The sequence below is a fragment of the Promicromonospora sp. NPDC057138 genome, from assembly GCF_042670845.1.
Lineage (GTDB): Bacteria > Actinomycetota > Actinomycetes > Actinomycetales > Cellulomonadaceae > Promicromonospora.
In genome coordinates this window covers 20,751-39,574 of record NZ_JBHUUX010000057.1, presented here as the reverse complement: position 1 = coordinate 39,574, position 18,824 = coordinate 20,751, and the positions used below count along the sequence as shown (strand labels likewise).

The 18,824-nt window shown below is 73.5% G+C and carries 14 protein-coding genes; 7 read left to right on the top strand and 7 right to left on the bottom strand.

Annotated features, from left to right (window positions below; genetic code table 11):
- The first annotated feature begins 146 nt into the window (after positions 1-146).
- Positions 147-1,457 (top strand): MFS transporter, encoded by a 1,311-nt coding sequence (locus ACFT2C_RS23005; RefSeq protein ID WP_377209407.1) that lies wholly within the window; start codon positions 147-149, stop codon positions 1,455-1,457.
- A gap of 24 nt (positions 1,458-1,481) precedes the next feature.
- On the opposite strand, the gene ACFT2C_RS23000 is transcribed toward ACFT2C_RS23005, so the two are convergent.
- Both ACFT2C_RS23000 and ACFT2C_RS22995 read right to left on the bottom strand, forming a co-directional pair.
- Entirely contained in the window at positions 1,482-2,240 is a 759-nt protein-coding gene (locus tag ACFT2C_RS23000; RefSeq protein WP_377209406.1) for a zinc ribbon domain-containing protein, read from the bottom strand.
- Between the two features lie 106 nt (positions 2,241-2,346).
- On the bottom strand, positions 2,347-3,372 hold the full coding sequence (locus ACFT2C_RS22995; RefSeq protein WP_377209405.1) for a Nif3-like dinuclear metal center hexameric protein: 1,026 nt from the start codon (positions 3,370-3,372) through the stop codon (positions 2,347-2,349).
- 191 nt (positions 3,373-3,563) lie between these two features.
- On the opposite strand from ACFT2C_RS22995, the gene ACFT2C_RS22990 reads away from it, so the two are divergent.
- Genes ACFT2C_RS22990 through ACFT2C_RS22970 form a run of 5 tightly spaced genes read left to right on the top strand, consistent with a single transcriptional unit; the run spans position 3,564 to position 7,638 of the window.
- Positions 3,564-4,799, top strand: coding sequence for an endo-1,4-beta-xylanase (locus tag ACFT2C_RS22990; protein ID WP_377209404.1), 1,236 nt, complete (start codon positions 3,564-3,566; stop codon positions 4,797-4,799).
- Positions 4,800-4,827: 28 nt separating this feature from the next.
- Positions 4,828-5,022, top strand: a complete 195-nt coding sequence (locus tag ACFT2C_RS22985) for a hypothetical protein (protein WP_377209403.1) — start codon at positions 4,828-4,830, stop codon at positions 5,020-5,022.
- 31 nt (positions 5,023-5,053) lie between these two features.
- On the top strand, positions 5,054-5,536 hold the full coding sequence (locus ACFT2C_RS22980; protein ID WP_377209408.1) for an S-ribosylhomocysteine lyase: 483 nt from the start codon (positions 5,054-5,056) through the stop codon (positions 5,534-5,536).
- Entirely contained in the window at positions 5,533-6,306 is a 774-nt protein-coding gene (mtnN, locus tag ACFT2C_RS22975; protein WP_377209402.1) for a 5'-methylthioadenosine/S-adenosylhomocysteine nucleosidase, read from the top strand. The genes ACFT2C_RS22980 and mtnN overlap by 4 nt, the downstream gene beginning before the upstream one ends.
- A gap of 21 nt (positions 6,307-6,327) precedes the next feature.
- Positions 6,328-7,638 carry an aspartate aminotransferase family protein gene (locus tag ACFT2C_RS22970; protein WP_377209401.1) on the top strand — a complete coding sequence of 437 codons (1,311 nt, stop codon included), beginning with the start codon at positions 6,328-6,330 and terminating at the stop codon, positions 7,636-7,638.
- A 37-nt stretch (positions 7,639-7,675) separates the two neighbouring features.
- Here ACFT2C_RS22970 and ACFT2C_RS22965 read toward each other — a convergent pair whose 3' ends face one another.
- The gene (locus tag ACFT2C_RS22965) at positions 7,676-9,508 is read right to left on the bottom strand and encodes a bifunctional 3'-5' exonuclease/DNA polymerase (protein ID WP_377209400.1); all 1,833 of its coding nucleotides are present in this window, start codon (positions 9,506-9,508) and stop codon (positions 7,676-7,678) included.
- A 212-nt stretch (positions 9,509-9,720) separates the two neighbouring features.
- Between ACFT2C_RS22965 and ACFT2C_RS22960 the strand changes: the two genes are divergently transcribed.
- Positions 9,721-11,352, top strand: coding sequence for a DUF222 domain-containing protein (locus ACFT2C_RS22960; RefSeq protein WP_377209399.1), 1,632 nt, complete (start codon positions 9,721-9,723; stop codon positions 11,350-11,352).
- A gap of 65 nt (positions 11,353-11,417) precedes the next feature.
- Here the strand turns inward: ACFT2C_RS22960 and ACFT2C_RS22955 are convergent, their stop codons facing one another.
- The 4 genes from ACFT2C_RS22955 to ACFT2C_RS22940 are packed head-to-tail and all read right to left on the bottom strand — an operon-like array spanning position 11,418 to position 18,758.
- Complete coding sequence (locus tag ACFT2C_RS22955) at positions 11,418-13,550, bottom strand: hypothetical protein (protein WP_377209398.1); 2,133 nt, start codon at positions 13,548-13,550, stop codon at positions 11,418-11,420.
- Positions 13,547-14,722: a VWA domain-containing protein gene (locus tag ACFT2C_RS22950; protein WP_377209397.1), complete on the bottom strand. Its 1,176-nt coding sequence runs from the start codon at positions 14,720-14,722 to the stop codon at positions 13,547-13,549. Before ACFT2C_RS22950 ends, ACFT2C_RS22955 begins: the two co-directional genes overlap by 4 nt.
- Positions 14,719-17,574, bottom strand: coding sequence for a DUF5682 family protein (locus ACFT2C_RS22945; RefSeq protein ID WP_377209396.1), 2,856 nt, complete (start codon positions 17,572-17,574; stop codon positions 14,719-14,721). Before ACFT2C_RS22945 ends, ACFT2C_RS22950 begins: the two co-directional genes overlap by 4 nt.
- Positions 17,571-18,758, bottom strand: coding sequence for an AAA family ATPase (locus ACFT2C_RS22940; protein WP_377209395.1), 1,188 nt, complete (start codon positions 18,756-18,758; stop codon positions 17,571-17,573). The genes ACFT2C_RS22945 and ACFT2C_RS22940 overlap by 4 nt, the downstream gene beginning before the upstream one ends.
- Between the last annotated feature and the right edge of the window lie 66 nt (positions 18,759-18,824).

Here is an 18,824-nt window from a genome sequence, read left to right as displayed (position 1 = left end):
CATAACACCCCCCCCACACCTTTTGTGTGTGGGGTTTTTTGGTGCCCCCACCGCGCCGGCGTCCCCCAAACCCACCCCCCCCACAACCAAAGTGAGACCTGGCGAACCCTGGCGCTGGCGTCTACCGAACGGTTGGATGACCCGACATGAGGACAAGCAGCCTGACGGGCTCCCGAATCGCAGTGGCCGCGGCGTTCTTCGCGCAGGGCTTCGTCTTCATCAGCCTCACCACCCGGCTCCCCCGGTTCCTGGACCGGTGGGGCCTGGACGAGGTGACGCTCTCGCTGCTGCTGCTCATGATGGTGCTGCTCGCCGGCGTCGGGTCCCTGATCGCCGAGCATGCGGCGCGGCGCGTGGGCAGCGCCGCGATGCTCCGGCTGGGGCTCTCCCTGATGGTCGTCGCCGTCCCGGCGCTCACGCTCGCGCCCGCCATCGGCTTCTTCGTGGGCGGGGTGGCCGTCTACGGGATAGCGCTCGGGCTGGTCGACGCCACCAGCAACATGCAGGCCGTCGACCTCGAGCACCGGTACGGCCGGCCCATCCTGCCGTCGTCGCATGGCTACTGGACGACCGGCGGCATCCTCGCCACCGTACTGGTGCTCGCGACGGGGCAGCTCGCCCCCGAGATCGGCGCGTTCGTCGTGGTGGTCCCGCTGGTCGTGGCGTTCGCGCCGTTCCTTCCGCACGCCGTCGAGGCGCAGCTCATCGCACCGGGGGTGCTGGCGGGTGGCATCACGAGCCCGGCGGGGGTCTCGACAGGCTCGACCAGCGAGGCGGGGTCGACCCCTGTCCCCTGGCGGCCGATCTGGCTCGTGGGAATCGGGCTGGTCGTGTTCTACATGGTCGACACGACCGCCTCGACCTGGGGGCCGGTCTACCTGGCGCGCTCGTTCGACGCACCGGGCAACCTGGTCGCGCTCGCGACCTTCCCCTACCTCGTGACGGCCATAGTCGTGCGCCTGACGGGCGGGCAGCTCGTCACCCGGTTCGGCGTGACGCCGGTGCTCCGGATCGGCGGGGTGGTGGCGTTCGCTGCACTGGCCCTGGTGGCGCTCGCGCCGTCGTGGCCGGTGGCCGTCGCCGGCTTCACGGTGCTCGGCGCGGCCATTGCGCTGGTGGCACCGCTCAGCTTCTCGGCGGCGGGGCGCATCGCGGCGGGGACCGCGGGTACAGCGGCCGATCCCGTGACCGGGACTGCGGCCGGTGCTGCTCAGGGTGCTGCTGCCCCCGACGCCGCAGCCGGCCCCGCGCCCCAGACCGACCGGGCCCGCACGGACGCCGTCATCGCGCGCTTCAACCAGTTCAACTACGTGGGCGCGCTGCTCGGGGCGGTGCTCACGGGGTTCGTGGGGGCGGACAACCTCCGACTGGGATTCGCCCTGCCCGCCGTCCTCGTGCTCGCGCTGGTGCCGCTCGCGCCCGCCTTCGCGCGGGGGACGCTCGGCCGCCGTCAGTAAGCGGGCCGACGGCGGGCGCCGGGCTCAGCCCGCGGCAGCGCCGGTCGTCGCGCCGGCCACTCGCACCAGGATCCGGCCGCACTCCTCGCAGCGCACCACGGCGTCGGGCGCCGCGCCCTTGATCGCCGCGACGTCGCCCGGCGGAAGATCGATACGGCAGCCCTCGCACCGGTTGCCGTTGAGCACCGCGGCGCCCGTGCCGCCGAGCTGCGTCCGGATCTTCTCGTACAGCGTGACCAGGGCGGTGTCGAGCCCGTCGGCGGCCGTCGCCCGCTCCCCCACGATCGTCGCGACCTGCGCGTCGATCTCGGCCCAGCCGGCGTCGCGCTCGGCCTCGACCCTCGTCTTCTCCGCGACCAGCTCGTCGTTGGCGGCCTCGACCTTGGCGAGCGCGTCCTCGTGCGCCTCGAGCCGTTCCATGATGTCGAGCTCGATCTCCTCCAGCGCGGCCTGGCGCGTGGCGAGCGAGCCGAGCTCGTCGGTGAGCGCGACGGCGTCCTTGGCGCTCACGCCGCCCGAGTCCAGCCGCTGCTGGTCGCGCGCGGCGCGGTTGCGGACCTGTTCGACGTCGGTCTCCGCCTTGACGAGCTCGCGCTTCAGGTCGGCCACCCGGGTGCGCGACTCGACGAGCGAGGCGCGCAGGTCGGCGATCCGGCCGTCGAGATCCGTCAGCTGCACGAGCGCGGGGAGGTTCTTGCGCTGGTGAGCGAGCTGCTGAGCGCGGGTGTCGAGCGCCTGGACGTCCAGCAGCCTCCGCTGGTCTTCGGGTGGTGCAGTAGCCACGGGAGGCGTCCTCTCGGTCGGGTTTCTGGGGTGGTCCAACGCTACCCCGCGCCCGCCCGCGCCGGATCCACTCGGGCGGGCCTCGTTCGGTGGACGGCCGGGGTGCTCAGCGGGACGGGACCTGGCCCGTCCACGGGTCGGTCACGATCTCGCTGACCCGGGCCTCGACCGCGAGCCCGTCCGCCGCGAGCGCCGCTCCGAGGTCCTCGACGGCGTAGCGCAGCCAGGGCCATTCGCTCGCGTAGTGGGCGGTGTCGACGAGGAAGGGGGTGCCCGCCGGCCCGCGGCCGCCGTCCGCGCGGGACTCGAACTCGGCCCGCTCGCGCAGCTCCGAGGCGGGGTGATGGCGCAGGTCCGAGGTGACGTACACGTCGGCGGCGGCGGCGCGGACGGCGTCGAAGTAGCCGTCGCCGGACCCGCCGAGGACGGCGGCCGTGGTCACCACCGCCTCCGGGTCGCCGGAGAAGCGGATCCCCTGGGCGGTGGCGGGTAGCACCGCGGCGACGCGGCGGGCGAAGTCGGCGAGCGTGGTCGGCTCGGCGAGGCGCCCGACGCGGCCGATGCCGCGGTCCGTGCCGTAGTCCGTCCCGTGACCCGCGCCCGGGGCCAGGCCGTGGGACAGGTCGTGCGTCTCGCCGCCGGCGCTCACCTCGAGCGGGCGCCGGTCGGTGATGCCGACGAGGTCGGCCAGGGCGTCCGCCACGCCGCGCGGGGCGGCGTCGGCGTTGGTGTGGGCGACGTGCAGGGCGCAGCCGCCGGTCAGGAGCCGGTGCACCACCGATCCCTTGAAGGTGGTCGCGGCCACGGAGCTGACGCCGCGCAGGAACAGCGGGTGATGCGTGACGAGCAGGTCGGCGCCCCAGTCCAGGGCCTCGTCGACGACGGCGGCCACCGGGTCGACCGCGAACAGCACCGTGCGCACGGGCGCTGCCGGGTCCCCGGCTACCAGTCCGACGGCGTCCCAGCCCTCCGCCGTCGACGGCGGGTAGAGCCGGTCGAGGGCGCCCACGACCTGCGCGAGCGTGGGGTGTGCGGTGCCGGACGGCGGCGCCGTCGGACCGCCTGCGCCGCTGGACGTCTCGGGCGCTGTGCCGCCGGTTGTCTCGGGCGCGGGGGCGTCGCTGCTGCTCACGTCTGGAAGCGTAGTACGCGGCGCTGCACCCGGCGTGTCCGCGCGACGCGCGGCCCGAATCGTTTAAGCAGCTGGTCACGACAACGTTTTCGCGGCAAGGTTTCACCCGGCGTCGCGGGGCTGCCCGGTCAACGAGGCCCCGCGACGCAAGCAACGCCAGCACGACATCGGATCTCGACGAGGAGGACGACATGTCACACGGAAGCACCGCTCCCCTGCCCGGAGGCCGGCGCGGGCCGTTACCCGGGGCCCGGCTCGGAGCCTTGGCCGGAGCTCGGGCCGGAGCTCGGTCCGGAGCTCGGCCAGAGGCTCAGCCCGGGACTCGGCACAGGGCTCTGCTCAGGAGCACGGCGGCACTCGGCGCACTCGCCCTGGCCGGCGCCGCCGCACTCGTCGCGACCGCGCCCCTCGCTCTGGCAACCGCCGACGAGCCCGCGGGCACTGCCGCCGATGCCGCCGACGCCGCCGCCGATACGGACGCCGCGGACACCCTGGCGCAGCTCGCCAGCGCGCGGGGCAAGGACATCGGGTTCGCCCTGACGGCCAACTACCTGAACGAGACGGCCTACCGGAACATCGCCGACACAGAGTTCAACTTCGTCGTGGCCGAAAACGCCATGAAGTGGGATGCGACCGAGCCGCAGCCGAACCAGTTCAGCTTCGGCGCCGGCGATCAGGTCGCGCAGTACGCGGCGTCGTCGGGCAAGGGGCTGTACGGGCACACGCTCGTGTGGCACGCGCAGGCGCCCGGCTGGGCGCAGAGCTTGTCCGGCGCCGCGCTCGAAGGCGCCATGACCAACCACATCACAGGCGTCGTCAACCACTTCGAGGGCCAGGTCGAGGCCTGGGACGTGGTGAACGAGGCGTTCAACGACGACGGCTCGCGGCGCTCCAGCTTCCTGCAGAACGGCATGGGCAACGGCTGGATCGAGACGGCGTTCCGCGCCGCGCGGGCCGCCGACCCGAACGTGAAGCTGTGCATCAACGACTACTCCGTCGAGAGCGTCAACGCGAAGTCGACGGCGATCTACAACCTGGTGGCCGACTTCAAGCAACGTGGCGTGCCGATCGACTGCGTCGGGTTCCAGTCGCACCTCATCGTCGGCCAGGTGCCGTCCTCCTTCCAGCAGAACCTGGAGCGCTTCGCAGCCCTCGGGGTGGACGTGCGCATCACGGAGCTCGACATCCGGATGAGCACGCCGGCGTCGTCGGGCAACCTGCAGCAGCAGGCGAGCGACTACGCGAGCGTGTTCCGCACCTGCCTCGCCGTGCAGGCCTGCCAGGGCGTGACCATCTGGGGCATCACCGACAGGTACTCGTGGGTCCCGGGCACGTTCCCCGGGCAGGGCGCGGCCCTCGTGTGGGACGAGAACTACGCGCCGAAGCCCGCGTACAACGCGATCTATACGGCGCTCGGCGGCGCATAGATCAGGCCGTTCGCCAGGCGAACGGGGCGTGATCTTGCTACGGTCCTTCAGCGTCACCGTGCTGGTCAAGGGAATCCAGCCGCAGCACCGCAAGCTCCTGGAGGCTGTGGGACTGAACCGGATGCTGCGGCACGAGAGCCACCTGTTCGCCGACCTCCCCGCCGCGGTCGAGCACGCCAGGTCGCACGTTCTGGCGGCTGTTTCGGCGGCCGAGAGGACATAGGCTCGTACTCGTGACCGAGTCAGCACCCCGCATGAACGTCGAGTCGTTCAACCTGGACCACCGCGCCGTCGCCGCGCCGTACGTGCGCCTCGCCGACCGCAAGCAGCTCGCGGGAGGGGACGTGATCGTCAAGTACGACGTGCGGTTCACGCAGCCCAACACCGCGCACCTCGAGATGCCCACAGTTCACTCGCTGGAGCACCTGTTCGCGGAGCACTCCCGCAACCACTCCGACGCCGTCCTGGACTTCTCGCCCATGGGCTGCCAGACGGGCTTCTACCTGATGCTGCAGGGCGAGCCCGCGTACGAGGACGTCCTCGGCCTCGTCGAGGCGACGCTGCGCGACATCCTCACGGCCACCGAGGTTCCCGCGGCCAACGAGGTGCAGTGTGGCTGGGGCGCGAACCACACGCTCGCCGGCGCTCAGGAGGCGGCCGCTACGTTCCTCGCGGCGCGCGAGGTGTGGCCCCAGGTGTTCGCCGAGTCCGGGTCCGACACCGAGCCGACCGCGTGACCGCCGAGACACCCGTCGCCGTCGTGCTGGTCGCGATGGACGACGAGGCCGCGCCCTTCCTCTCCCTCGCGTCCGAGGTGGGCGAGCCGGAGCGCGTGGGCTTCGCGGAGCACCGGCGGATCACGCTGGCCGGCCGGCAGGTCGTGCTGATGCGGACCGGCATCGGCTTCGTCAACGCGACCGCCGCCGGGATGAGCGCGATCCACCGGTACGGCGCGGACGTCCCGCTGATCAGCGCGGGCAGCGCGGGCGGCCTTGCGAAGGACGTCGCCGTGGGCGACGTCGTGCTGGGCGTACAGCTCGTGAACGCGGACGCCGACGCCCGCGCCTTCGGGTACGAGCTCGGCCAGGTGCCGGGCATGCCCAAGGCGTACGACGCCGCCCCCGGGCTCACCGATACCGTCCGGCGCGCGGTGGCGAGCATCCGGGCCCAGGACCCGGGGTTCCCGGGCTCGGCGGCCCCGGGCTCGGCGGGCCGGGCCCCGGCTGGTCTGGTCCTGCGCGAGGGCACCATCGGGTCCGGCGAGATCTTCGCGACCGCCGACCTGGCAGTCCGGCTCCGCTCCGACTTCCCGGACATGCTCGCCATCGACATGGAGTCGGCGGCCCTGGCCCAGCTCTGCCACAACTTCGGTGTCGACTTCGTGTCGGTGCGGGCCCTCTCGGACCTGTGCGCGCCGGACGGCACGGAGTTCCTCACCCACGTCGACGACGCCGCGCTGCGCTCCGCGCTGGTGGTCACCGCGGCGATCGGACTGCTGAACGCCTGACAGCCAGAGAGAGGGATCCCGATGGACACGACGTTCCTGGACGAGGCCGACCGACTCCTGATCCGCTACGGTCCGACCTTCACTCCGCGGCTCATCGAACGTGCCTCGGGCGCATACGTCTTCGACAGCGAGGGCACGCCGATCCTCGACTTCACCTCGGGGCAGATGAGCTCGATCCTCGGGCACGCGCACCCGGACATCGTCTCCACCGTCTCGTCGGCGGTCGCCTCGCTGGACCACCTGTTCAGCGGCATGCTCAGCGCCCCGGTCCTGGGCCTGGCCGACCGGCTCACCGCGACCCTGCCGGACCCGCTGAACAAGGCTTTGCTGCTGAGCACCGGGGCCGAGTCGAACGAGGCCGCGATCAAGATGGCCAAGCTCTTCACCGGCCGCTACGAGATCGTCTCGTTCGACCGCTCGTGGCACGGCATGACGCAGGGCGCCGCGTCCGCCACCTTCTCCGCCGGACGGCGCGGCTACGGCCCGCCGACGCCGGGGAATCTCGCGCTGCCCTCGCCCAACGCGTACCGGTCCCCGTTCCGGGCGCCCGACGGGTCGTACGACTGGGAGGCCGAGCTGGCCTACGGGTTCGCGCTCGTCGACCAGCAGTCCGCCGGCAGCCTCGCCGCCTGCCTCGTCGAGCCGATCCTGTCCTCCGGCGGGATCCTCGACCTGCCGCCGGGGTACCTGCGGCGGCTCAAGGAGATGTGCGAGGAGCGCGAGATGCTGCTCATCCTCGACGAAGCGCAGACCGGCCTCGGCCGCACCGGGGACATGTACGCGTTCGAGCGGGACGGCGTCGTCCCGGACATCCTGACGCTGTCGAAGACTCTCGGCGCCGGGCTGCCGCTGGCGGCCGTCGTCACCAGTGCCGAGATCGAGCAGGTCTGCCACGACCGCAGGTTCCTGTTCTACACGACGCACGTCTCCGACCCGCTGGCGGCGGCCGTGGGGCTGACCGTCCTCGACGTCATCGAGCGGGAGCGGCTCGTCGAGCGCGCGGCGCGGCTGGGCGCTCAGCTCACCGAGCGGCTGGTGGCGCTCCGCGACAGCCACGACGTCGTCGGCGACGTTCGCGGCCGCGGCCTGTTCCAGGGCATCGAGCTCGTCCAGGACAAGAAGAGCAAGACGCCCGCCGATGCGCTCGGCGGCGCGGTCACCACGGCCTGCCTGGAGCGGGGCCTGCACATGAACATCGTGCAGCTCGCCGGGATGGGCGGCATCTTCCGCATCGCCCCGCCCCTCACCATCGGCGAGGACGACCTCCACGCGGGTGTGGACATCCTGGAGGCGTCCCTGAAGGCGGTGCTGGACGGCGGGGCGCGGGTCTGACGCGCGCCGGACCTGAGGTTGGGCGCTACGGGCCCGCTCAGCCCTTGGCATCCGCGTAGCTCTCGGTCACGGCGACGCTGAGCGGGAAGTCCACCGGGAAGTCGCCGAAGAGGAGCCGGCCGGCCTCTTCGGCGGCGGCCCGCACCTCCTGAGCGACGACGTCGCCGAGCGCCGCCGGGGCGTGCACCACCACCTCGTCGTGCAGGAAGAACACCAGGTGCGGACGGCGGTCGAAGGGCGGCGGCGCCAGCCCGGCCGTGGCGGAGCTGGAGATCTCCCCCAGCGCCCAGAGCCGACGGCGGATGGACGCGATCCAGCACAGCGCCCACTCCGCGGCGGTGCCCTGGACCACGAAGTTCCGCGTGAACCGGCCCCAGGACCGGGTCTGGCTGCGCGCGCGGGACTGCGCGTCGGCCCCGGCGTCCTCGTCGAATGCGGAGCCCTGCGTCGCGGCCCACGACTCCCCCGGCCGGGGCGAGCTGCGGCCGAGCCGGGTGCTCACGACCTCGCCACGCTCCCCGGCGCGTGCCGCGCGTTCGACCAGGTCGATGGCCTGCGGGAACGCGCGGGCGAGCCGCGGCAGCACCTGCGCGCTGACGCCCGTGGTCCCGCCGTACATGGCGCCGAGCATGCCCACCTTCGCGTGCTCGCGGGAGTCGACGGCGCCCGTCGCGACGATCCCCGCGTACATGTCGGTGCTCGCGCCGTCCTTGGTGCGGCCTGCTGCCGCCATGCGCTCGTCGCGGGCCAGGGCGGCCAGGACGCGCGGCTCGAGCTGTGCGGCGTCGGCCACGACGAAGGTCCAGCCCGGGTCGGCGACCACCGCCCGCCGGACGTTGTGCGGCAGCTGCAGCGCGCCGCCTCCGGTGCTCGCCCAACGGCCCGTGACCACGCCGCCCACCACGTACTCCATGCGGAACCGGCCGTCCGGCGCCCAGGTGTCGATCCAGTTCCAGCCGTTCGCGGTGTAGAGGCGGTAGAGCCCCTTGTACTCCAGGAGCGGGGCGATCACCGGGTGGTCGAGCTTCTCCAGCTCCCACTTGCGCAGGCTGCGGGCACCCACGCCCGCGTACTCCATGGCGCGCAGCAGGTCCGGATGGGAGTCGGGGTTGAGCGTCGGCGGGGCGTCGAGGGCGTCCCGGATGCGGTGGGCCAGCTCCTCGAGCTTCGCCGGACGCGCTCCCGGCCGAGGCCGCGGGCCGAGCGCCTCGGTGAGGATCTCGTCGTGGATGTCGCCGCGCCACGGGAGCCCGGCGTGGTGCATCTCGGCGGCCGCGAGCGCCCCCGCCGACTCGGCCGCGAGGAGCAGCCGGAGGCGGCCGGGGTCGGTGCTCTCCTTGAGCGCGGCGAGCTGGGCGGCCAGCTCGGTGGCGGGGTCGAGGGGCTCGTCAGGCCCTTCGTTGCTCGGTCCCGCGCCGGGATCCCGCCGGTCCCCCGCGGGCCGTTCCCGGGTCGCGGGCGCGGTGATCTCGCCGAGGTCGAAGAGTGGCTCGGAGCCGGGGTGCCGTTCGGGACGAAGCAGCGCGGCCGCCGTCGGGCCGCCCGGGGGTGGAACGGGTGCCAGGCGGTCCCATGCCGTGGGACCCGCCTCGGCGAGGGCGGTGCGTGCCGACAGAGCCGACGCCCGGAGGATCGCGTGCGCCAGCCGGAGGTCGTGCGCGCGGTCGACCCGGACGCCGTCGGCCAGGAGGGCCGGGTACCAGTTGTTGGTGTCGTCCCAGGTCCAGCGGGTGTCGGACGCCTCTTCAGCGGCCACCTCCTGGGCCAGGCCGGACGACTCGATGACGCGTGGCTCCCCCGCGGGCGCACCGGCGTCGGACACCGGCCGTAGGCCGATGCCCGAACCTTCCCGCGAGATCGCTGTGTGCATGGGCTCAGTCTGCCGTGGGCCACTGACACTCGGCGGCCGTCGCTCTCGGGGTGCCTTTCCGGCGATGGGCGAGCCCGGCAGATGCCCATTTCCGCCTGGCCATGCGTTATCCACAGATCTTAAGTTCGCCTAGCAGTAGGTACACACGTTCGATAGTCTCGATGTGTTCCCGGCACGGTGCCGGGTACGTCAGGTCGAGGGAGGTGAACCGCATGGTGCTGACACAGCCGAGCGCGACCGCACCCGCCGGTGCCCGCTCGCTCGAAGAGATCCTCGCGGACGTCGAGGCACTGACCCGCGAACTGATCAGCGCGGCGGGTCCGGCAGCGCTGAACAGCGCCGACATGGGCAGCGGCTCCGGAATGGGCGCACGCCTCACTGCCGCGTCACCGCTGCTGCGCACGGTGTGCTCGCAGCTGGACATACTCAGGATGACCTGGCTGCACCGGATAGAGGCCGACGGCATGTGGGCGCTCGACGGATCGCGAACGTTTCGGACCTGGCTCGCCCGCCGGGAGAAGGTCACCATGCGCACCGCGGGCAGGGAGGTCCTCACCGCCGGGCGGCTCTTGGAGCACCTTCCGGCCACGCTGGCCGCGGCCCTCAGCGGACGGCTCGGCATGGACCAGGTACGGGCAATGGTGGACGTCGGCCCGACGTCGGACGAACGACGCAAGGCACTCGTCGCTCCGGTCGACCCGACGGCGGACGACGCGACGGCTGGGGTCCCGGACGCGCCGGACGGGGATGACACACCGAACGATGAGGGTGGCCCGACGGGCGACGCCGCTGAGGAGGGTGCTGAGGAACCGGCCAGCGGCTCGGCCGAGGGCACGGTTCCAGGCCCGACCGGCGAGGAGCTGCTGCTGGACCTAGCCGATCAGCACGGCCCTCTCGTGTTCCGCCGGTTCGTGGACCGGTTCGCACGCGTTGCCGACCCGGAGTCCGACGAGCGCGGCTACAAGCAGGCGTCCGAGCGCGAGCACCTCGACGTGGCCAAGACTTTCGGTGGTTACCACGTCGACGGGTTCCTCACCGACGAGCACGGCGAGGCCCTGCGCGCTGCGATGGACTCGGTGACGGGTGCACCAACGCCGGGTGACGACCGCACGCCCACCCAGCGCCGCGCCCAGGCACTTGCGGACCTCGCGCGAACGGTCCTCGACAACGGACACACCGGGGCCGGCGCTGCTGTGCGACCGCAGGTCACCGTGACGGTGTCCTGGACCGAGCTCACGCGTCTGAAGGCCCGGTTCCGTGCGCCCTCGGGCGACGGCCGCCATGCTGAAGGCAATGGCGGCGAGAGCAGCGGCGACTGCGACGGCGGTGGCGGCGGTGGCGCCGGTGGCGGCCTGTTCGACGCGCCCACGAGCCTGACCGACGTCACCGCAGCGCCCGCCCGGTTCGGCATTTCCGCGTCGCTCGTGCCGACGACCACCCTGCGGCGCCTGCTCTGCGACTCCGCCCTCACGCGGGTGGTCTTCGGGCCGGACGGCCAGGTGCTCGACGTCGGCCGTGCGCGACGCACCGTCACCGGGCAGATGCGCCGCGCCGTGATCGCCCGTGACAAGCATTGCGTCTATACCGACTGCACCCAGCCTCCCGCACGCTGCGAGGTCCACCACGCCGAACGCCACTGGGCCGACGGCGGAGAGACCAGCGTGCGCAACGCGGCCCTGCTCTGCTGGCACCACCACGACCTGGTCGACACCACCGGCGTCAGCATGCGCTGGACCGGGAACCCGGACGGAACGCGCCATTCCGGCTGGACGCTCATCGACCGGCACGGCCGCGTGATCACCCCGGCGGGCACCGTGCCGGACGTGGCCAGGCGCGCCGCGTGAACCAGTACCAGCCGGGTTCGCGAGCGGGCCGCGACCGGGGCCGACGCAGCGTGCCGCGGCCCCGGTCAGCCCGCTACGTCGGCCACGGCTCTGGCCCTCCCCACAACGAACGCCGCATGCAACACCGCCGGCGGAGTCAGGTCGCCGACCAGCAGCCCGCCTGCCGTCCGTTCCAGCGTGGCGAGCCCGAGGTCCCGCGCGAGGGCGCGCGCCTGTTCGACGTCGGACCGCTGCCGCGCGGTGAGCGCCGGCCGCCCTGTCGCCGCGGCCGCCAGGAGGACGTCGCCGAGCAGCAGCGTCACGCGGCGCACCGGGGACGGCGGCGCGGCGACGGGCCGGACGGTCTTCGCCGACGAGGCCTGCGCCTTGAGCTTGCGGATCCGTCTGCGCCAGAAGTCCCAGTGGCTGCTCTCGAGCGACCACGCCGGAGTGACCGTCGGGCTGACCAGCCTGATCGCGCCGCCCTTGTTCGGAGACGAGTCCCGCACGAAGAGGCCGACCGGCTCGTCGCGGTCCTCGCGGCGTTCGATCGTCACCGCTACCAGCTTCGACCTGACCGACAGCAGCGTCTCGACCGCATGCTCGCCCGCCACCGGCAGACGCAGCATGCGCGTCTCGCCGTCCGAGGTGACGACGGAGAGCGTCATCTCCTGCCGGACCTCGTCGATCCCGACCTCGCCGACGTCGCGGACCAGCACCAGCCGTACATTCGCCGGACGCCGCCCGAACCCGACGACGTCGCGCGGCGCCACACCGGCGCCCGTGCGCTCGGCTATGGCACGGAGCTCGTCCAGGTCGAACCCGGCGCCGTCGGACCCCGCACCATCGGACCCAGCACCCAGGCGACGGACCACCGGGTTCCCACCGGCGCCCAGCATGCCATCAGGCCTGATCCGCACCCCGGTGAGGGCAAGTGCGCCCTCGCACAGGCCGCTCAGGGACCTGCCCCACAGCAGCGGACTGGTCCAGCTGCGCTGGAACCTCGGATCGGTGCCCGACGGGCGGCCCGTCACGACCTGCCGCACCCGACCGGCGGTTGTCTCGGACGTGCCCGTCCCTGCTGCGGCTGTACCTGTTGCGGCTGTCTCGGATGCGGCTGTTTCAGAAGCGGCTGTCTCGGATGCGGCTGTCCCTGCTGCGGCTGTCCCTGCTGCGCCAGTCTCAGATGCACCAGTCTCGAATGCGCCTGCTTCGGAGGCCGCGCCGGCCTCCGCGTCCCAGCCCAGGTAGGCCAGCCCGCGCGACCCGCTCTGCGAGGTCCACCACCGGACGCCGAGCGGAACCCAGCGCGCGAGGTCGACCTCCTCGTCGTCGCCCGTGGCCTTGCCCGTTCCCTTGCGACTCCCCTTGGCGCCTCGGTCGCCGCCCGCGCCCGCGGTGGCGATGGTGCCCGGCGCGGCGTCGGCCCGTCGGCCCGTGTCCATCGCGCGTTGCAACACCTCGCACATCGCCCAGATCTCGGCGAACGCGTCGAGCAGGTCGGACTCGGCGACGGCGTCGTCCCGCCCCGCGAGGCCCGCGACGAGGCCCCCCGCCACGCGCAGCAGACCGTCGAACCGCACGCCGCCGACCTCGTCGAAAGCGATCTGCTCGAAGCCGGCCAGCCGCACCCGGCCAGCCAGCGCGCTCAGCGACTCGGCATCGTCGGGGCCGAGGTGGGACAGCCCGCCCGACATGAGCCGGCCCACGACGTCGCGCACCTCGGCGAGCGCCTCACGGCGGCGCTTCTGCAGGGCCTCGGATGCGCTTCGCGACGCCCTTGTCGGGGCCGCTCCGGACGTCGCGGGGAGCGCCTGCGCGACCACGCCGCCCGCGTCAGCGAGCTGCGCCTCCGCCAGTGGCGCCCCGGACAGTTGAGCACCAGACAGTTGAGCACCGGACAGCTGGGCACCGGACGGCAACCCACCAGGAGCTGGCGCCTCAGGCGCGAGCTTCATCGCCCACAGGCAGGCGGTCAGGACGTGCTGGCACACGCCCGCCGTCGGACAGTCGCAGGAGACGGCCGCCGGGCCGCGGCCGTCCACGCGGACGGACGCTCCGGACACGTCGAGCACCGCGCCCTGCGGACCGTGGGACACCGCGGTCGCGGTGTCCTTGCGTGCGCGGCGCAGGAGGCCCGGGTTGCCGAGGGCCTTGAGTGCGTCGTCGTCCAGGCCCGCATAGGCGGCGGCCCAGGCGTAGGTTGTCGGTTCGCTCACGAGAGCACCTCTCCCAGCCACTCGGCGAACCGCTCCGGCGTGAGCGCAGCGACCTCCATGCCGCACTCGGCGAGGTGCCGCGCGGTGCCCTGGTCGTAGACGGGCTCCGCCGCCTCGTCGAGGGCGGCGAGCCCCAGCATCGTGACGCCCGACGACGCCATCCGCCGCACCGTCGCCAGCAGGTTCGACACCGAGCCGCCCTCGTAGAAGTCGCTGACGAGCGCCACCACGGTCCGCGACGGGTTCCGCACCTGCTGCTCCGCGTGCCGCACAGCCTTCGCGATGTCGGTGCCACCGCCGAGCTGCGCGGTCATCAGCACGGTGACCGGGTCGTCGGCCACGTGCGACATGTCCACCACCGACGTGTCGAACAGGTACAGCCGCACGTTGATGCCGGGCAGGCCCGAGAGGATTCCCGCGCACACCGCGGAGTACAGGAGCGACGACGCCATCGACCCCGATTGGTCGACGAGCAGGACGACGTCCCAGGTCAGGGTCCGTCTCGCCCGCGCGGAGAAGCGCACGTCCTGCACCGTCATGCGGCCGTCGGCGTCGACCCGGCCGAGGTTGGCCCGCAGCGTGCGCTTCCAGTCGAAGTTCCGCGCGACACGGTGCATCGACCGGCGTGACCGGTCGATCCGGCCGTTGACCGCCGTCGTGAACCGGGGCCGCAGCCGCTTCACGATGTCCTCGACGACGCGCTGGATGACGCGGCGCAGGCCCGCCGCCGCGCGGTCGTTCAGGGCGCCTCGCACCTGCAGCATCGCGACGGCGAGCTCGCGCGAGGGTTCGAGGGTCTCGAGCGCGGTCTCGTCCTGCAGCAGCTCGGTGAGGCCGTACCTGCTAACGGCGTCGACCTGCATACGTTCGAAGGTCTCGCGCGGGAACAGGCGCCCGGCCTCGTCGAGCCAGCCGAGCGCCGTCACGTCCACGGCGTGCGGCTGGGACGCGCCGAGGCCGGCGCCCCCGCCGGCGCGTCTCCCGCCGACGCGCCCTCCGTCCTCGTCCCGGCCGATGCGGTGGCCGCGGGCCGTGTACTCGCGGTCGTAGAGGTAGCGCAGGGACCGTTCCAGGCCCTCGTCCTGCTGCCCCGCGGTCAGCTGGTCGGCCGCGTACCGGCCCAGCACCAGCCGCCAGCGCCGGGCGGCCTCGTCGTCGGAGATCGTGGTCATGCTGCTCCTCCCGTTGGGGCAGCGCCCCAGTGGGCCAGCCCGTCACGCTCCAGCACCGCCGACAGCTCGCGGTCCAGGGCGAGGCCCGCTGCCAGGTCCTCCTCGGACAGGGCCACCCGAACGTCCACCTGGTCCGCGCGCGTACCGGTGCGCTCGGCCACCCGTCGTGCCAGCTGGTGCGTCTCGGTGGGGCGCAGCCAGGTGAAGGCCCGCCGCAGATCCGGCAGCACCGCCAGGAACGCGTCGCCCTGCAGCGCACGCAGGGCGTCGTCGACGGCGTCGAACATCTCGGGCGTGTGCAGGATCAGGTCCGGCGCAGCGCGCATCACGCCGCCCAGGAACCGCACCGCCGCGCCCGGGTCCGCGCCCGCCGTCAGGGCGCCGCGCACCCGGGTGACCAGGACGTCGTCGGGCACCTCGCCGTCGGTGAAACCCAGGGCGAGCAGGGCGCCCGCCACGGCGGGCGCCGTGCGCTCGTCGTCCCGGAGGCGGGCGAGCTCGCGCACGACGGCGGTGCGGTTCGCCGCGCCGACGCCGTCCCCACCCCGTGCTCCGGTGCCAGCCTGGCCGACGCCGTCCGGGACCCCGTCGCCCGCCGCACCCGCGTCCCGCAGCAGCGAGCGGAGGTCGATCAGCGTGCCGATGGCCGCGTCCTCGTCCTCGGGCCGCGTCCTGCCCAGGTCGCCGACGAGGTAGGCGGCCGTCGCGAGCGCCTGGCTCACGAGGTCGAGCAGCTCGCCCGCGTGCTCCTCGGCGCCGAGCTCCACCCGCGCATGCCACAGACCGAGCAGCCGCCGCGCACCCGACACCACGGAATCGAGGTCGCGGTCGGTGTCCAGGGTGGTGCGTAGCAGCGAGACGATCCGGGGCAGGTGCGAGCCCATGCCGATCACCAGCGTCTGCGCCACGAGCCGGGCGACGGCGTCGACGGAGGCGGACTCCGCGACCGCTCCGGCGACTGCTCCGGCCGCGGCTCCGGTTCCCGTGCCCGCCAGCCTGCTCTCCACCTCGTACAGCCGCGCGACTGCCACCGCGTCCAGCGTCGCGCCGAGGTGCACCATCTCCACCAGGCGCGCCTCGACGAGCGGCGTCCAGCAGTACTGCCATTCCTCCGTGATCAGGCCGAGCCCGCGGCCCGCCACGTGGTCCGGTCCGGAGACGAGCTGCCCGAAGCCCGCGCCGACGAAGTCGAGCAGCGCCAGCACCTGGCGCTTCGCCCGGTGGGACGCCGTCCTCCGTGCGTCCAGGCGGGCCGTGCGCGGCACCGAGTCGTCGACGACGAGCCGCACCGCGCGTACCCGCTCGCGGACGTCCCGTACGAGCGGCGGGGAAGCGCTGCCTGGCGGCACGTCGCCGAGCGACCGGCCGCCGAACACCTCCGCGATCGCCAGTCCCAGCGGCCGCTCGGGCTCGCCGGGTCCGCCGACGCCGCCGTCGTCCTGCACGTAGCACGACCGCATCGCGTCGAGCAGGTCCGTGCGGCACGGAAAGGTGCGTTCGCGCAGGTCCGCGAGCCGGGTCGCCGCCTCGGCCGCCGCGCTGACCTGCGGCAGGCTCACGGCGTGGCCTCGGCCGGCGGCGCCGCGCGCGACGTCGACGAGGATCTCGGTGGCGAGGGCGCGGGCTCCGACGGGACCGGTCGGTGCGCCGTCGAGCCCCAGCTCCCGCAGGTGCGCCGCGTGCAGGCGCTCGTAGTAGCCGGGCGAGGGCATGCCCGCGCCGTACCCGCGCAGCCCGTCGAGCCGCTCGTGGTCGTAGCGCACGAGCCAGGCCTCGCCCTCCGCCGTCGGCCCGAAGCCGCCCTCGGGCTGCCGGTCGCGGACCGCAGCGCCCTCCGGCGCGCCGGACAACGCCTCCACCAGCGCGAGCGTGTGGAACGCCCCGGTCACGACGAGCACCGGGGCGGTGTCCCTTTCCGGCCGGTCAGCAGTCAGCCGGTCGGCGTCCGTCAGGTCGGTGGCCAGGCGGTCAGCGGTCTCGGCGATCCGGGCCGCCATCCGCGCCTCTCGGCCCAGGGAGCCGTCCGCGGCGAGCACGCCCTCCTCGTAGTCGAGGCGGGCGAGCGCGGCCCAGGCGAAGACGTCGTCGAACACGGTGCGCCAGTCGGACAGCTCGGCGCTCCCCCGCGCCTCGAACAGGTGGTCCCAGACCTCGTCGTGGTCACGGCAGCCGAGCCGACGCGCGAGCGTGGCCATCGCCTCCGAGTGCGCCAGGTACCGCTCGGACATGAGGGTCCGCGCGAACGGGTCGGGGCGCGCGGCATCGCTCTGCCTGACGTCGCCCGGGGCGTCGCTCCCGCCCGTGCTCCCACTCCCGCGCCCACTCCCCGCGCCGGACGCTGCGCGCTCCTCGGCCGACAGCTCCCCGAAGGACCGGTCGACGAACGCGAGCTCCGCGCCGACGTCGCGCCCCGCGCGCAGCGCTACCCACTCCGGGGAGAAGGACGCGAGCGGGTAGAAGCCGGCGCCCTCCCCGCCCTCGTCCTCGCCGGCGCGCGTGCCCGAGGCAGCGCGCGGCCCGCCGAGGCTGAGCACCGCGACGGGCGGCCGCGTCGCCTCGTGCAGCAGGTCGGGGATGAGCCGCGTGAACTCCTCCGGCCCCTCGATGAGGACGGCCGCCGGGCGCAGCTCCTCGATCGCCGCACGCACCGCGACCGCGCACGCGGGGCTGTGGTGCCGCACGGGCGCGAAGTGGATGCCGCGCTCGGCCCGCAGCCGGCCGACGGCGTCCGCGGCCACACGCAGGCGCTCGGGCGCCAGGTCCCAGACGGTTCCCACGCGCCGGACCGCCGCCCTGTCCCGCACCTGGACGGCAGCCCCGCCGCTCACCGCCACAGCAGCCCCGCCGCTCACCGCCACAGCGGCTCCGCCGCCGTGAAGAACGCCTTCCAGCGCTTGTCGTGCCGGGCGCGCTCGCGCACGACGTTGTCGACGTAGTGCCGCAGCCGGCGCGCGTCCTCCTCCTCGCCCTTGAGCGCCACGCCCGCAATCTGGCGCGCGACCTCCGCGGCCGTCACGGTGCCGTCGCCGAGGTAGCGTGCCTCGAGCGACGCGGCCACCGCGACGTTGACCGCCTCGGCGGTGGACATCACCGTCTCCGGCCGCTTGACGGGCGCACCCTCGTGCGTGCTGCCCGTCCGGAGGTCCTGGAACACGGTGACCAGCACCTCCAGCACGTCGCGCGGCACCTCGGGCCGGTCGCCGCCGGAACCCGACCCTGGTCCCAGCTCGGCCTCGAGCTGACGCTGCACCAGCTCGATCTCGAACGCGCGGTCGCGCACCGGGGCCACGGTCTCGAAGCTGAACCGGCGCTTGAGGGCCGCGGACATCTCGTGCACGCCGCGGTCCTTCAGGTTCGCCGTCGCGATCACGGTGAAGCCGGGCCGGGCCGCCACCCGGGCGTCGGGCCCGAGCTCGGGGACCATGAGCTGCTTCTCCGACAGGATCGACACAAGGGTGTCCTGGATCTCCGGGGCGCAGCGCGTGATCTCCTCGAAGCGCACGACCCGGCCCTCACGCATGCCCGTGCAGACCGGCGACGGCACCAGCGACCGCTCGCTCGGCCCCTCGGACACCAGGAGCGCGTAGTTCCACGAGTACCGCACGTGGTCCTCCGTCGTCCCCGCGGTGCCCTGGACCGTCAGGGTCGATGTACCCGACACCGCCGCGGACAGCAGCTCCGACAGCATCGACTTCGCCGTGCCGGGCTCGCCGACGAGCATCAGGCCCTGCCGTCCCATCAGCGAGACGACGGCGCGGTCCACCAGCGGGTCGTCGCCGTAGAACTTGCGGCTCACGCCGAGCTCCGCCGAGCCGACGACGAACGCCCGCACCGCCCGCGGGCTCAGCCGCCAGCCGGGCGGCCGCTCGTGCCCGCGCTCGGTGTCCCAGGAGTCGAGCGTCGCCAGCTCGCCGGCGTAGCGGATCTCGGCGGGCGGGCGGATCTCGACGCCGGCATCGTTGCCGGAACCGGCGCCGAGATCGATGGTGGTGCCGACCGTGGGGCCTGCAGAGGTACTGGTATCCGTGGTGGTCATGACGTCCTTCGGTGCCTATGTCTCGAGTGCCGGCGGTGTGCTGTGCGTCAAGGTATCGGGGGTCAC

Coding starts and splice junctions, on each gene's coding strand:
- ACFT2C_RS23005 (WP_377209407.1), top strand. CDS start 147: ATGAGGACAAGCAGCCTGACGGGCTCCCGAATCGCAGTGGCCGCGGCG.
- ACFT2C_RS22990 (WP_377209404.1), top strand. CDS start 3,564: ATGTCACACGGAAGCACCGCTCCCCTGCCCGGAGGCCGGCGCGGGCCG.
- ACFT2C_RS22980 (WP_377209408.1), top strand. CDS start 5,054: ATGAACGTCGAGTCGTTCAACCTGGACCACCGCGCCGTCGCCGCGCCG.
- ACFT2C_RS22970 (WP_377209401.1), top strand. CDS start 6,328: ATGGACACGACGTTCCTGGACGAGGCCGACCGACTCCTGATCCGCTAC.
- ACFT2C_RS22965 (WP_377209400.1), bottom strand. CDS start 9,508: ATGCACACAGCGATCTCGCGGGAAGGTTCGGGCATCGGCCTACGGCCG.
- ACFT2C_RS22960 (WP_377209399.1), top strand. CDS start 9,721: ATGGTGCTGACACAGCCGAGCGCGACCGCACCCGCCGGTGCCCGCTCG.
- ACFT2C_RS22950 (WP_377209397.1), bottom strand. CDS start 14,722: ATGACCACGATCTCCGACGACGAGGCCGCCCGGCGCTGGCGGCTGGTG.
- ACFT2C_RS22940 (WP_377209395.1), bottom strand. CDS start 18,758: ATGACCACCACGGATACCAGTACCTCTGCAGGCCCCACGGTCGGCACC.